Raw genomic sequence first — 14,153 nt, 5'->3', positions numbered from 1 at the left:
AAAAAACTTGTAACTTACACATTCGTTTATATCATAAAAGAGTCATTCAAAAGTATATTTTGAATGACTCTTTTTGTTTTATTCTTGCATGCTACAAACAATTTGTCCGACAGCTTTTGCTGCCACTAACAGTGCATCTTCGTCGATGTCAAATTTAGGGTTATGGTTGAAATATGGTTCTTCAACGCCCTTTGGAGTACACCCGATATAAAAGAAACAAGCAGGAAACCTTTCCGCATAATACGCAAAATCTTCAGAAGGAGCCATTGGTGGGACCTCCATTACTTCTGTAATTTCCTTCACATTCGCATTTAATAATGTTACCGCTACTTTCTCTGTAAGTTCAGGATTATTGTATAAAGGTGGATAGTCGGGGGTATATGTAAGTTCACAACTTACATCAAACTCCTCCTGAAGTCCTCTGACAAGACGTTTTACTTCCCGTTCTATCGTTTCTTTCGTTGCATCTGTCATGTATCGAATATCACCCTCTAGTACTACGCTATCTTTAATAACATTAAAGGTACCAGCCCCATCAAACGAACCAATGGTGATCACACCAATATCAAATGGACTTAATCTTCGGCTTATAATAGTTTGAACAGCAGTTACAAAATGTGCCCCTGCCACAATTGCATCATTTGCTAAGTGAGGCGATGAACCATGCCCTCCTCGCCCTTGTATTTTCAATTTCATGTATGCCCTACCATTGAAAGCATAGCCCTTATTGTACCCAACCATTCCAACAGTAGCAATTGGAAGTAAGTGAATCCCATATACTTCATCTAAATCATCCAACAGACCAGATTCTACAATACTTTTCGCACCACCTGGTGGTACTTCTTCCGCATGCTGATGAATTATTTTTATCGTTCCAGCTAGCTCTGACTTCAGTTGTATTAAACAATCTGCCAGAACTAACAAATACGCTGTATGACCATCATGCCCACATGCGTGCATGACCCCCTCATTTTTCGATTTGAAAGGTACAGGTGTTTCTTCCACAATCGGAAGCGCATCAAAATCTGCGCGTAACCCTATTGTCTTTCCTCGTTTTGCCCCCACTATTGTTACAATAATTCCATAACCATTTCCTATGTTTGTTTGTATTTCCACGCCTTTTCCTTTGTAAAATTCTGCAATATATCGAGAGGTCTTTTCTTCTTTGAATGATAATTCAGGATGTTCATGTAAATAGCGACGAATCTGAATCATTTCATCTTTACGTGCATCTAGCATTTCCATAAGTTTTTCTCTCATATACCATAAGCTCCTTTGTGAGAAATTACTGTTCCTACGTTGATTGGAATTGAATAAATTCAACTTAGAAATAAGCATACACCTTTATGGACTTATTAGTAATTTTACTGATTCATTCACAGCCCTATGAAAAAAATTCTCATCATTTATCGTTCACTCTGTAATATCGATTTTAAAATTACTAAATTTTCATCAAAAAACTGTTGATGCTTTTCGATTCCACGGCGTTTACACCATCCAAGTGAATTAAATGCATCTGTAAAACGATAAAACGGCAAGATAACCTCTAAATCTATTAATGGACGAATAGATTGATACCCCTTTTTGTACGCTTCTAATGTTCCGGAGTTTTTAGTAAAAATATCACGATTGATTTTGGTGAAATCCATTTCCGTCGAACCAAAGCGAGCACTTTCAAAATCTATAATTCCAGAAACTTTGTTGTCTTGAATAATAATATTTGCTGGACGGAAATCCATATGTATAAAGCTTGGTCCATCTGAATGAGGCAGACATTTACGTTGCTCTTCAAAAAGCTCTATAGATTTTTTTAACAAGTCCTCTTGTATCACCTCTTTTACATCTTCCGCAAATCCATAAAAATGCGATTTCATAAAAGTCGACCATTGTTCATACACATTTGAAATCCCTTTAAATGAATTACCTTCTTGTGGAGTCACATTATGCATTTTTGCATGATGGACCCCAATATCATAGGCTAATACTTCACTTACATTTCCTGTGATTGGCTGCCCTTTCAGCTCTGACAGCAACATAGCACCTGGAATATTATCGTCCCCTTCCCAATATTCCAATAATTTAGGAACAGGTAGCGCTTCACTTAAGATTTCTATCGCTTCATATTCACGTATTAGTTTCAAATTGGAATAGGGGATTTTCAAATATACTATTTCTTTATTAATCTGTTCCACTCTATATACAGTCGAGCTAAATGAATTAGGCACATCTTCTATGGAAAGAACATTTATTTTTAGCTTTTTAATAATTTGACCTAATTGTTCCATTTAATTTCACCCATCTCTGTTTAAACTTTACACCATGTACTATTCCAACAAATCCCCTAGGACATTGTGTTTAAATCAATCCCCAAAAATTAGTCTGAATCACTGTTAGTATTAATAGAACTCCAAATATTAATTGACTGATTGTAAATATATAATCTTTTTTGTTTACTGCATACTTCCACTCCATCACAGCTCTAACTGTTTCAGATACAACTATAAAAACAATCAATAAAAACCATGTTTCGAAAAACCAAAACCACTCCATTGGCTCCCTCGTAATATTTATGAAATTCCCTAGCAACAGTACCACTAGAAAAACGACCCTTATAGTCCAATCCATTTTTTTGTGTTTCTCATTAATATGATTATATGAAAACAGTTTCTTCTTCTCGACTTGTAGCCATTTTCTCATAACAGCATTAAACAATAGGAATAGTAACATAACAATCGCTAGTAGGAAAAGTAAGGCAAGCCAATCAGTTGCATACATAATTTTCACCTCCTCAGCATCCTTTTGTTAGCTAATATAAATACAAAAAGCACCGCTATGTGCAGTGCCATTTTGTATTTATATATTCTAGTAATAGATTGACTTAGATTACTAGTCTTCCATAGTAGACAAATCGCCGGTTGGCAGTTTTAACTCCCAAGCTTTTAATACACGGCGCATAATTTTACCACTTCTTGTTTTTGGTAGCTTATCTTTGAATTCGATCTCTCTAGGTGCTGCATGTGCAGCAAGTCCTTTTTTCACAAATTGTTGAATATCTGTTATTAGTTCTTCCGATGGTTCGTACCCTTCGTTTAACGCAACAAACGCTTTAATAATTTCGCCACGGACAGGATCGGGTTTTCCAATAACACCAGCTTCTAAAATAGCTGGGTGCTCTAATAATTTACTTTCTACTTCGAATGGCCCAACGCGTTCGCCAGAAGTCATAATAACATCATCTACTCGACCTTGGAACCAAAAGTATCCATCATCATCCATATAAGCCGAGTCCCCAGAGAAATACCACTCATCGTTAATGAAGTATGACTCATACTTTTCTTTATTGTTCCACACCTGACGCATCATGGCTGGCCAACCCTTTTTAAGAGCCAGATTCCCCATTGTATAAGGCGGGACAATATTCCCCTGATTATCTATAATAGCTGCTTCAGTCCCAGGAAGTGGTTTCCCCATTGAACCTGGTTTAATAGGCATGCAACCATAATTACAGATCATCAGGGCACCCGTCTCTGTCATCCACCAAGTATCATGGATTCGTTTATTGAAAACTTGCATACCCCATTTGATAACCTCCGGATTTAACGGTTCGCCAACTGACAACACATGACGTAATGAAGATAAATCATGTTTTTTAACGATGGCATCCCCTGCTCCCATCAGCATGCGAAACGCTGTAGGTGCACTGTACCATACCGTTACTCCATAATCATCTATCGCTTTATACCAAGCATCTGGTGAAAATCTGCCACCAAGAATAAGGGAGGTAGTTCCCGTGAGCCACGGACCAAAGATGCCATATGCCGTTCCCGTCACCCAACCTGGATCTGCGGTACACCAATAGATATCGTCATCTCTTATATCCATCACCCATTTCATCGATTGGAATTGCTGTACCATCGCATTATGGGCATGTAAAATCCCTTTTGGTTTTCCTGTGGAGCCAGATGTATAGTGTAAAATCAGGCCATCTTCTCTATCGACCCATCTAATTTCAAAGTCTTCTGATGCATTATGTAATGCTTTTTTGAAATCGATGAACTTATCGGATTCCTCTATATTTTCACCAACTATAAATACCGTCTCTAATTTAGGTAATTTATCCATTGGAATTCTATCTAATAATTCCGGTGTTGTAACAATTGCTTTTGCTTCACTATCTTGTAAACGATCATAAACAGCGCCTTCCATAAACGCTTCAAAAAGTGGACCAACAATTAACCCCATTTTTGTAGCACCAAGAAGTGCAAAATACAATTCTGGTGATCTCGGCATGAATATAAACAGACGATCCCCTTTTGACAAATTCGAATGGGTTACGTATACATTTGCAGCTTTATCCGTCCATTTTTTCATATCGCCAAATGTATAAGATTCCTTACGATCTACATCTTGATAATGAAGTGCGACTTTATCCTTTTTATCGGATTCTGCATGACGATCAATTGCTTCATACGCCATATTCACTTTGCCAGTTTTATACCATGAGAACTCTTTTTCTGCATCTTCCCATTTAAAGTTTTTTGCAGTTTCCTCATAATTTTTTAACTGAAAGTCCCCTTGAACTACTTGTAATGTTTCCATCTTCATCCTAATCACCCTTTCTATAACTATACTATTTCATTCTACAACACTTTTTATCCTTTTTGCTAATCTTTCTACTTTTTAGAATCTTTTATCAAATAATTATGGTAATCGCTTTCTCTGTTTAAAATCATGTATAATAAATACAATTACAATACTATTAATGGGTGGTGAATCCTTGATACATACCAAAACGTATAACTCCATGCAGAAAGAGACGGTACATGGCACTGTCATTATAGAGGGTCCTGTTCCTTCCGAGGAAATTGCCAGGCTTCAGTTCCATGAGGATTTGGTAGCTTTTCGTGCACCTAAACAACAGCATCAAGCAATTATTGAAATTGCCAAGTTACCTGAAGGAAGAATAATTATTGTGCGTGATCAAGAAACAATTGTAGGTTATTGCACATATTTACATCCAGACCCCTTAGAAAGGTGGTCACAAGGTAATATGGAAAATTTGATAGAATTAGGAGCAATCGAGGTAATTCCAAAATTCCGTGGCACCGGAGTTGGGAAAACACTCCTTCGTGTCTCAATGATGGATGATGCGATGGAAGATTATATTACGATTACGACAGAGTATTATTGGCACTGGGATTTGAAAGGCACTGGTTTAAATGTTTGGGAGTATAGAAAAGTAATGGAGAAAATGATGCAAGCAGGTGGACTTGAATATTTTGCAACGGATGATCCTGAGATCAGTTCCCATCCAGCTAATTGTCTAATGGCGAAGATTGGTAACAGGGTGGACAATGAATCTATCCAACAATTTGACCAATTACGATTTATGAATAGATTTATGTATTAATCTTTGAATACTATCTGACAAAAGGAGTTCATGCCAATGCTAGTTGAACAAATCATGAATACTTCCGTACCGAGTCTAACTCCGGATCACACGATAAATGATGCATTAAAACTACTGAAAGAGAAGAAAATACGTCATTTACCAATTATTAATGATAAGCGTCAAGTATTAGGAGTTGTGACCGATCGAGATTTAAAAGATGCAACTCCGTCCACCTTACAAAATGTATCAGACCCTGAAATATATAATCGTACATTAGAAGAAATTATGACTAAAAATCCAATCACAGGCCATCCTCTAGATTTCGTAGAGGAAACTGCAAGTATATTTTATGACAATCGAATTGGTTGTTTACCAATCGTATCGCACGGAAAACTGGTAGGAATGATCACCGAGTCCGACTTACTTTACAAATTTATTGAACTTACAGGTGTACATCAACCAGGTTCCCAAATTGAAATTCGAGTTCCAAATAAGCCTGGTGTTCTGTTCGACGTTTCAAAAGTTTTCCACGACCAAAAAGTCAATGTATTAAGTGTATTAGTTTATCCCGATAAGGATCACAGCGACTATAAAATCTTAGTGCTTCGCGTAAAAACGATCAATCCACTAGAACTTATCAAATCTATTCGTGCTGAAGGCTATGAGGTACTATGGCCGAATCATCCAGGACTGGGACTATGAAAAATGCTGTATTCGTCTTTTCCGAAAACCAATTAGGCTATAAGTTTTCGGATACTCATCCATTTAACCAAAAACGCCTAACATTGACGGTGGATCTATTAAAAGAAGTAAATGCTTTATCCTTATCAGAAATTGTTTCTCCTAGAATAGCAACGGACGAGGAATTACTTCTCGTCCATGATGCAAACTATATTGAAATGGTAAAAGAAGCTAGCAAGATAGATGCCGATAGCACTAAATATGAGAGTTACGGCATCGGTACGGAAGATACCCCTATCTTCCCAGATATGCATGAAGCAAGCGCAAGCCTTGTAGGTGGAACGTTGACTGCTGTGGACTATGTAATGGAAGGTAAATCTACTCATGCGGTAAACTTAGGTGGAGGTCTTCATCACGGTTTTAAAGGTCGTGCATCTGGTTTTTGTATTTATAATGATAGTTCTGTTGCTATTAAATATATGCAAGAAAAGTATAATGCTCGTGTTCTTTACATAGATACAGATGCTCACCACGGAGATGGTGTCCAATGGAGCTTTTATGATGATCCAAATGTATGCACGATTTCAATTCATGAAACAGGAAGATATCTATTCCCCGGCACAGGGAATATTACCGAGCGAGGGACAGGAGAAGGGTACGGAACGTCTTTTAATTTCCCTATTGATGCATTTACAGAGGACGAGTCCTTTTTAGATATTTACCGGACAAGTTTTCGGGAAATTGTAGAAGCATTCAAACCGGATGTCATTCTAAGCCAAAATGGTGCAGATGCTCATTATTTTGATCCACTTACACATTTATATGGAACAATGAATATCTATCGAGAGATTCCTAAGTTGGCGCATGCGCTCGCACATGAATTTTGTGATGGCAAATGGATTGCAGTTGGTGGTGGTGGCTACGATATTTGGAGAGTAGTACCTCGTGCATGGTCCTACGTATGGATGGAGATGAATGATATTCCATTGCCAGAAGGCGAATTACCCAAAAGTTGGTTGGATCGATGGTCGAAAGAAGCACCAGTCCCACTCATCCCTACTTGGCAAGATCCAAATCCGCTATACGAACCTATTCCACGTAAAGAAGAAATTACCGAAAAAAATAAACATATGCTCGAAAAAGCACTTTACCAGTTGCGAAATCAGCAAGCATTTAAAAAACACCAGTAACTGTTTAGTTTACTGGTGTTTTTTTTATTTAACTGATTTTCGTTCCTCAATCCAATACGGAAGAATTACGTTATTCTCTTCAATATTTTCTTTGTTCATATGCTTCGTCAGCAATCGCATTGAGACTGCCCCAATATCATACAATGGTAATACGACACTCGTTAGTTGAGGTCTAACCATTCTTGTTAGTTTCGAGTTTTCAAAACTCATTACTTCTATATCCTCGGGTACGCGTAATCCGTTATCTTGTGCACCATGGATTAAACCAATAGCAATTTCATCGTTACCAGCAAAAAATGCTGTTGGCGGATCCTTTAACTCTCGTAACTGATCCCATGCAACAAGACCATCGTCGTATGTATTATTAACACCTACTATAAGATCTGTGTCAATTTCGATACTAGCCTCATTTAATGCTCTTTCATAACCTGATACCTTGTATAGTTTAGTAATGGTGCTATCAATAGATCCAGATACAAAAGCAATGCGTTTATGTCCATTTTTAATCAGACGATTCACTGCGTCCACTGCTGCATCATGGTATTCAATATTTACAGATGGAAACGAGTTTGATGTTTCCACTGTTCCTGCTAAAACAATAGGAACGGTTGCTCTGTTCATTTCATGCAACATTTCAGAGGAAATTTCATCACTCATCATAACTACCCCATCTACTTGCTTACTAAGTAGTGTAGATAGTAATTGAACTTCTTTATCTTCTTGCTGATCGGAGTTTGTTAAGATGATGTTATAACGGTACATCGTTGCAATATCCTCAATACCACGTACTAGCTCTGCATAAAATACATTTGAAATATCGGGAATGATAACGCCGACCGTTTTTGTTTTTTTACTCGCTAATCCTCGTGCAACAGCATTTGGTCGATAATCCAGTCGTTCAATTACTGCCAATACTTTTTGACGGGTAGCTGGCTTCACATTCTGATTTCCATTAACAACGCGTGAAACAGTTGCCATTGATACATTTGCCTCTCTGGCAACATCGTAAATTGTAATAGTCAACATATATCCCTCCTTCACCTTTTTTACATACAAAAATTTATATATATATTAATAATACTTGATAACCTTCCTAACTTTCAATCAAATAGTAAAACCGACTCTAAAATTAGAGTCGGTTTTGTGAATTTTTTCACTATCTATGCGTGGATCTCATGATTTTTCAAGAATTTCTGTACAGAATCATAAAACTCATCAAATTGTTGTAAGTTCATTTGTTGAGCCGCGTCCGATAAAGCAACAGCTGGATCTGGATGAACTTCTGCCATTACCCCGTCAGCACCAATAGCAATTGCGGCTTTAGCAGCAGGTAGAAGTATATCACGACGACCCGTTGAATGTGTTACATCTACAAATACTGGTAAATGTGTTTCCTGTTTCAATATTGGCACCGCAGAAATATCTAACGTGTTTCTTGTCGCACGTTCATACGTTCGAATACCACGTTCACATAAAATAATCTGGTCATTACCTTGAGACATTATATATTCAGCAGCATGGATGAATTCATCCAATGTAGCAGCCATTCCTCGTTTTAATAGAACTGGTTTATTGATAGAGCCTACTGCTTTTAATAATTCAAAGTTTTGCATATTACGAGCACCGATTTGAACTACATCAATATAGTCTAATGCTTCGTCTAAATGACTTGGCGTTACGATCTCAGAAACTGTAGACAAGCCAAATTCTTTTGAAATTTGTTTTAAGATTTTTAGTCCTTCTAATCCTAGACCTTGGAAATCATACGGAGAAGTACGTGGCTTATATGCTCCACCACGGATTAGCTTCAATCCTTTAGATTGGATAGCTGCTGCTACCTCTGCCACTTGTGTATAGGACTCAACTGAACATGGTCCAAATACAAACGATGGTGTACCTGTTCCAATAAGTTCTCCATTAATATTAACGATCGTACTCTCAGGTTTTCTTTTACGAGACACAAGAAGTGCTTTCTTTTGATCATCTACTTGTATTTCCAATGCAGTTTTGAAAATTTCTTTGAAAATATGCTCAACAGTTGATTGTGGAAGTGGTCCAGCGTTATTTTCTTTCAAGTGATCTAGCATATGTCTTTCACGAAGAGGATCATATCTATTAACACCCTGTTTTTCTTTTACTTTACCAATCTCTTGAATAACACCAGTTCTTTCGTTTATTAACTGTAAGATCTCTACGTTAATTTCATCAACACGTGCGCGTAAAGCGTCTAAATCTACATGACTCATAGATAATTCTCCTCTCTTCTCTCCATCGGTACTTTATAACGACTGAAAATTGTGATACATTTTTAGATATAAGACATATTATAATCAATGCATGAGAAAATGTCACGCATTTTATTTTAGCGATTCAACTCGTTAAAGTATTTGTCTAAAAAAGGACGTGGGAATTTGGCATCTAAATTATTTGCATTAGATATTGGGACAAGGTCAGTAGTGGGAATCATTTTAGAAGAGCATGGGGAGTCTTTCCATGTTGTTGATATATTAGTAGAAGAACATAAGGAAAGAGCAATGGTTGACGGTCAAATACATAATGTCTTAAAAGTGGCTGAGATAATTCAGTCTGTCAAAGAAAAGTTAGAAAAAAAGCATGGCAAGCTAGAAAAGGTTAGTGTAGCTGCTGCTGGTAGAGCACTAAAAACAGAGCAAGCTGAAGTCATAATGGATATTAAAAATAGACCTATCTTCTCAGAAGACGATATGAGTCGACTTGAGTTATCAGCAGTACAAAAAGCACAAAGTAACCTACTTCAAAATAGTACGGACAAAAATACCAATCATTATTATTGTGTAGGCTACAGTGTTGTCTATTATCGATTAGATGGAGAAGAAATAGGCAGTCTAGTTGATCAACAAGGAAATGAAGCATCTATAGAGGTTATTGCTACATTTCTACCTCGGGTTGTTGTAGAATCTCTTATTTCTGCATTAAAACGAGCTAACTTAGAAATGGAGGCATTGACACTGGAACCAATTGCCGCGATTAATGTGTTGATCCCTCCTTCTATGAGAAGATTAAATGTAGCATTAGTCGATATTGGAGCAGGAACATCCGATATTGCTATAACAGATTTGGGAACTGTAGTTGCCTACGGAATGGTTGCAACGGCTGGTGATGAAATTACTGAGGCCTTAAGTGACATTTACCTATTAGACTTCCCATTAGCCGAAGAAGCAAAAAGAACCCTCAATACCGAAGAATTCATTCAAATTCAGGATATTTTAGGCTTCGAACAAGACATTCCAAAAGAAGAAGTTGTCGACTCACTAAAGCCAGCTATAGAGGTTTTAGCTAGTTCCATTTCAAACGAAATCCTTCGACTGAATAATAATAAACCTACGAAAGCGGTAATGCTTGTTGGTGGAGGAAGTTTGACTCCAACGTTGCCTCGTATTTTAGCTGAAAAACTAAATTTACCTGCCAATCGAGTAGCTGTTCGTGGCATTGATGCCATTCAGAACTTAACGAAAGCAGATCATATCCCAATTACACCTGAATTGGTGACTCCTATTGGTATTGCTATCGCTGCAAAGCGTGCACCAATCCAATATATGTCTGTACAAGTAAACAATCAAATTGTTCGGTTATTTGAACTCAAAGAAATGACTATAGCCGATGCCTTACTAGCCGCTAATATCTCTGCACGTAAACTCTATGGAAGGCCTGGTGAGGCCCTATCAGTACATGTGAATGGACAAGTTATTCATATTCCCGGAGAGCATGGAAAACCTGCCGTTATTCAACTGAATGGTATAGAAGCCAATACAAAATCATCTATTCAAAATAACGATAAGATTGAACTATTGGAGGGCATCGATGGAAAAGAAGGAATGGCCACAGTTCGAGATCTTTTAGATGATGCTACTATTAAATCTATAACATTCCAAGGAGTTATGTATATAGTAGAACCTTCCGTACAAATAAATGGCAAGAAAGTATCTTTAGACACTATGTTGCAAGAAAATGACAAAATTACTGTGGAGACTCCACAAACTGTTGAACAAGTTTTGTATGCAATTCATAAAGAAAATTATTTGACTCAGCTCCATCCATACACCGTCACGATAAATAATAAAAATCATTTTATCCCGCCATTTTCAACCAAATTATCACTAAATGGCAGTCCAGTAAAACTTTCCTATTCTGTACAAGAGAATGATATTATACAAATGGAAACACATAATTCACCTACACTGGAACAACTGGCAAATCAACTCGATAAAAAACTGGTAGATCAGATAAAAATTACGTTCCAAAATAACACGCTAGAGCTTTCCAGAGATTGCGCCATTGTTCATAATAATAACGTCCAATTGTCCTCAACGGATATTATTGCGAACGAATCGAAAATTCAGTGGCAAGATATAAATAGTTCCCCTTGGATCTTTCAAGACGTTTTTCGCTTTACAGAATGGACTATGCCTGAACAAGCCGGCTCCTTCCAAATCTTAAAAAATGGAAATCCTTCCCGTTTCGATGAAGAAATATTCGGTGGGGATCAACTGGAGATTGTCTTTGAATAAGAGCTCCCTTCGATATTGGCTACAATTTTAAATTGCATAAAAGCATGAAAAAACGAGCATCTGACATAGTCAGTCCTCGTTTTTATTTTGTATAAAATTACCTATTCCAACTTGAGCCTCAAGAATTCCAACTACAGTCCCGTTTATTCCAACTAAGCCCTTCAAAATTCCAACTAGAATAATCACCACTTTAAAAGTTCATCAAAATTACCCTTTTCTAGAAAATAATCCTCATTGGAATTTTTTAAAACGACATCAAAATTCCGATGATAAGGATGCATGAATAATTCATATTGAATTCTACGCATTTCATGAGATTTTCTTAAATAATTTATATCTGTTCCTCTTTCAGAAATATCACGGATGCCCCTTCTTGTTAACTCAGTTTCTCCATCAGTATACAAATACACTTTTAGGTCATATAGAGCAGGATCTGTAAATGCAACACTCATCCCTTCGACTATATTAATATTATTTTGCGAAGAAAGTAACTTGCTCGTTGAATAATTCGTACCTATTGTATAAAAATCTAAACCATCTCTCATCATATGAATATCTCTCTCTAAAGCCAATATATTATGAGCAAAAGGGTGACAGGCTGTCATTTTATCATGATGAGTTTCGTTATGATATTCATAATCTATCAACGCATATTTTCTAAGTTGAGATCCAATAATATAAGGGTCCGTATTAATATAATTTACACAGTCCTGCCCTAAAATCTTTATAAGATTATTTGCAAGTGTTGTCTTTCCAGATGCACCATGTCCTGAAATTCCAATAGTAATTCTTTTATCCGTCGCGCTTATCCAATTGGCTATTTTATGTATTATCTTCTCCACGGGTCACCTCTTCTCTCTGAAATATTAATATCAAACCAGCTTTACTTTAATCTAATATCGTTTCTTTTTGTGGATTCCTCAGAAACTCGAAGAGCGTTTTAATCTGTGACTCCGTATTTCTATTCGTAGAAAGCTGCGGTAAATTATGTTCCGAAAAAAAGTTAATACTATTCGTTTCAATTCCTAAAGTAGGTTTTCCCCCAATAATTTCACACAATATAAATATCTTATAATAATGATAAGCTTCAGGAGGATGTGGATGTTTATTTTTATCCATTAAAGCAATTAATCTTATTGGTAGTACATCAAAGCCTGATTCCTCCTTTATTTCCTTCATCACATTCTCAGATGGGGATAGTCCTATATCACAAAAGCCTCCTGGTAATGCCCATTTATCATCTATATTTTCTCTTACCATTAAAATTTGATTGTTTTTAAAAACCACACCACGTACATCTACTTTAGGAGTTTGATAGCCAGTTTCACTTGTAAATAAATCCCTAATTTTATCCATTTCTAATTCTGTATGTTCCCTCATAATTTCAATACTAATCTCACGTAATTCTTCATAACGTTCGATATCATATATATCTTTAGAAAATGCCAGCCCTGACTGAGACAAAGCTTGTATTCTTTTTGCCCACTCTAACCATTGTTTGCTCATAAGATACCTAACTTAAAGGAACTTTTAAATTCTTTTATACTTTTAATTATCAAGTTGGGTTGTTCACTAAATGTAGATGTTTGATACTCTGACAACCACTGTACCCCAATCGTGTACACATTAGCTTGTACCCCCGCAACTATATCAGCATCACTATCACCTATGTAAATTGTATCCGAATTATTTACTCCTAATATAGATAATGCTTTTATCAGCCCCTCTGAATCTGGCTTCGGATTTGTCACATCATCCCCCGTTATGATAACGTCGAATAATTCATCCATATTCAATTCTTTTAAAGAAATATCTAAACTTCTTTTTGCCTTCCCAGTAAAAATCCCTATTTTAATATCTAGCTTTTTCAAGTAATTCAGCAATTCTAGAATTTCAAGATTAGTCTCTACTAATCTATTATGATGTTCAAAATACATCTCGTAGTAATATTCAATAGCCTCTTCCTTATTTACATTAGACAAATTTTTTCTTATAATACCTGTTTCAGAAGGACCAAACATATCCTTTATACCATCGGAAGAAATATCCTTATTATCAAACTTTTTAAACACATTTTGAAAAGCATAAAAACAAATAGGTAAAGTATTAGCCAATGTTCCATCAAAATCAAATATAATTGCCTTCATTATTGTCCTCCTCATGTTCTACAAAAATCACAAAATATTTCTCCCTTTTTTCTATATGCAATCAATGACGTTTTTAAAGCAGCGTAATTGCCTATCTCTTACTTAAATTCTATAGGAACAGGAAATTTCCTCTTATTTTTTTAAAAACAAGGCTCTGTTAAAGAAAGAGGTTGATAATCGTTAATGACTGCGAAGA

13 protein-coding genes are annotated in these 14,153 nt (G+C 36.4%); 4 read left to right on the top strand and 9 right to left on the bottom strand.

Annotated features, from left to right (window positions below):
- Positions 1-78: 78 nt before the first annotated feature.
- From BM260_RS08175 to acsA, 4 genes are all read right to left on the bottom strand, one after another.
- Complete coding sequence (locus tag BM260_RS08175; protein WP_093536855.1) at positions 79-1,260, bottom strand: amidohydrolase; 1,182 nt, start codon at positions 1,258-1,260, stop codon at positions 79-81.
- Positions 1,261-1,406: 146 nt separating this feature from the next.
- Entirely contained in the window at positions 1,407-2,285 is an 879-nt protein-coding gene (locus BM260_RS08170; RefSeq protein ID WP_093536854.1) for a phosphotransferase family protein, read from the bottom strand.
- Between the two features lie 70 nt (positions 2,286-2,355).
- Positions 2,356-2,775, bottom strand: coding sequence for a DUF4181 domain-containing protein (locus tag BM260_RS08165; RefSeq protein ID WP_093536853.1), 420 nt, complete (start codon positions 2,773-2,775; stop codon positions 2,356-2,358).
- Positions 2,776-2,886: 111 nt separating this feature from the next.
- The gene (gene acsA, locus BM260_RS08160) at positions 2,887-4,605 is read right to left on the bottom strand and encodes an acetate--CoA ligase (RefSeq protein ID WP_093536852.1); all 1,719 of its coding nucleotides are present in this window, start codon (positions 4,603-4,605) and stop codon (positions 2,887-2,889) included.
- Between the two features lie 172 nt (positions 4,606-4,777).
- On the opposite strand from acsA, the gene BM260_RS08155 reads away from it, so the two are divergent.
- The 3 genes from BM260_RS08155 to BM260_RS08145 are packed head-to-tail and all read left to right on the top strand — an operon-like array spanning position 4,778 to position 7,263.
- Entirely contained in the window at positions 4,778-5,410 is a 633-nt protein-coding gene (locus tag BM260_RS08155; protein WP_093536851.1) for a GNAT family N-acetyltransferase, read from the top strand.
- Positions 5,411-5,446: 36 nt separating this feature from the next.
- The gene (locus tag BM260_RS08150) at positions 5,447-6,094 is read left to right on the top strand and encodes an acetoin utilization AcuB family protein (RefSeq protein WP_093536850.1); all 648 of its coding nucleotides are present in this window, start codon (positions 5,447-5,449) and stop codon (positions 6,092-6,094) included.
- Positions 6,091-7,263, top strand: a complete 1,173-nt coding sequence (locus tag BM260_RS08145; protein ID WP_093536849.1) for an acetoin utilization protein AcuC — start codon at positions 6,091-6,093, stop codon at positions 7,261-7,263. The genes BM260_RS08150 and BM260_RS08145 overlap by 4 nt, the downstream gene beginning before the upstream one ends.
- A gap of 24 nt (positions 7,264-7,287) precedes the next feature.
- Here BM260_RS08145 and ccpA read toward each other — a convergent pair whose 3' ends face one another.
- Together ccpA and BM260_RS08135 are read right to left on the bottom strand one after the other, a co-directional pair.
- Positions 7,288-8,286: a catabolite control protein A gene (gene ccpA, locus BM260_RS08140; protein ID WP_093537077.1), complete on the bottom strand. Its 999-nt coding sequence runs from the start codon at positions 8,284-8,286 to the stop codon at positions 7,288-7,290.
- A 137-nt stretch (positions 8,287-8,423) separates the two neighbouring features.
- Positions 8,424-9,509: a bifunctional 3-deoxy-7-phosphoheptulonate synthase/chorismate mutase gene (locus BM260_RS08135; protein WP_093536848.1), complete on the bottom strand. Its 1,086-nt coding sequence runs from the start codon at positions 9,507-9,509 to the stop codon at positions 8,424-8,426.
- Positions 9,510-9,674: 165 nt separating this feature from the next.
- On the opposite strand from BM260_RS08135, the gene pilM reads away from it, so the two are divergent.
- Entirely contained in the window at positions 9,675-11,810 is a 2,136-nt protein-coding gene (gene pilM / locus BM260_RS08130; RefSeq protein ID WP_093536847.1) for a pilus assembly protein PilM, read from the top strand.
- 182 nt (positions 11,811-11,992) lie between these two features.
- Here the strand turns inward: pilM and BM260_RS08125 are convergent, their stop codons facing one another.
- The 3 genes from BM260_RS08125 to BM260_RS08115 are packed head-to-tail and all read right to left on the bottom strand — an operon-like array spanning position 11,993 to position 13,960.
- Complete coding sequence (locus BM260_RS08125) at positions 11,993-12,652, bottom strand: uridine kinase family protein (RefSeq protein ID WP_093536846.1); 660 nt, start codon at positions 12,650-12,652, stop codon at positions 11,993-11,995.
- 46 nt (positions 12,653-12,698) lie between these two features.
- A complete protein-coding gene (locus BM260_RS08120; RefSeq protein ID WP_093536845.1) occupies positions 12,699-13,316 on the bottom strand; it encodes an NUDIX hydrolase in 618 nt (205 codons plus the stop codon).
- The gene (locus tag BM260_RS08115; RefSeq protein ID WP_175496247.1) at positions 13,313-13,960 is read right to left on the bottom strand and encodes an HAD family hydrolase; all 648 of its coding nucleotides are present in this window, start codon (positions 13,958-13,960) and stop codon (positions 13,313-13,315) included. The genes BM260_RS08120 and BM260_RS08115 overlap by 4 nt, the downstream gene beginning before the upstream one ends.
- Positions 13,961-14,153: the final 193 nt, after the last annotated feature.

The organism is Psychrobacillus psychrotolerans, assembly GCF_900115805.1.
GTDB classification, from domain to species: Bacteria; Bacillota; Bacilli; order Bacillales_A; family Planococcaceae; genus Psychrobacillus; species Psychrobacillus psychrotolerans.
This window is presented reverse-complemented; position numbering and strand designations above follow the sequence as displayed.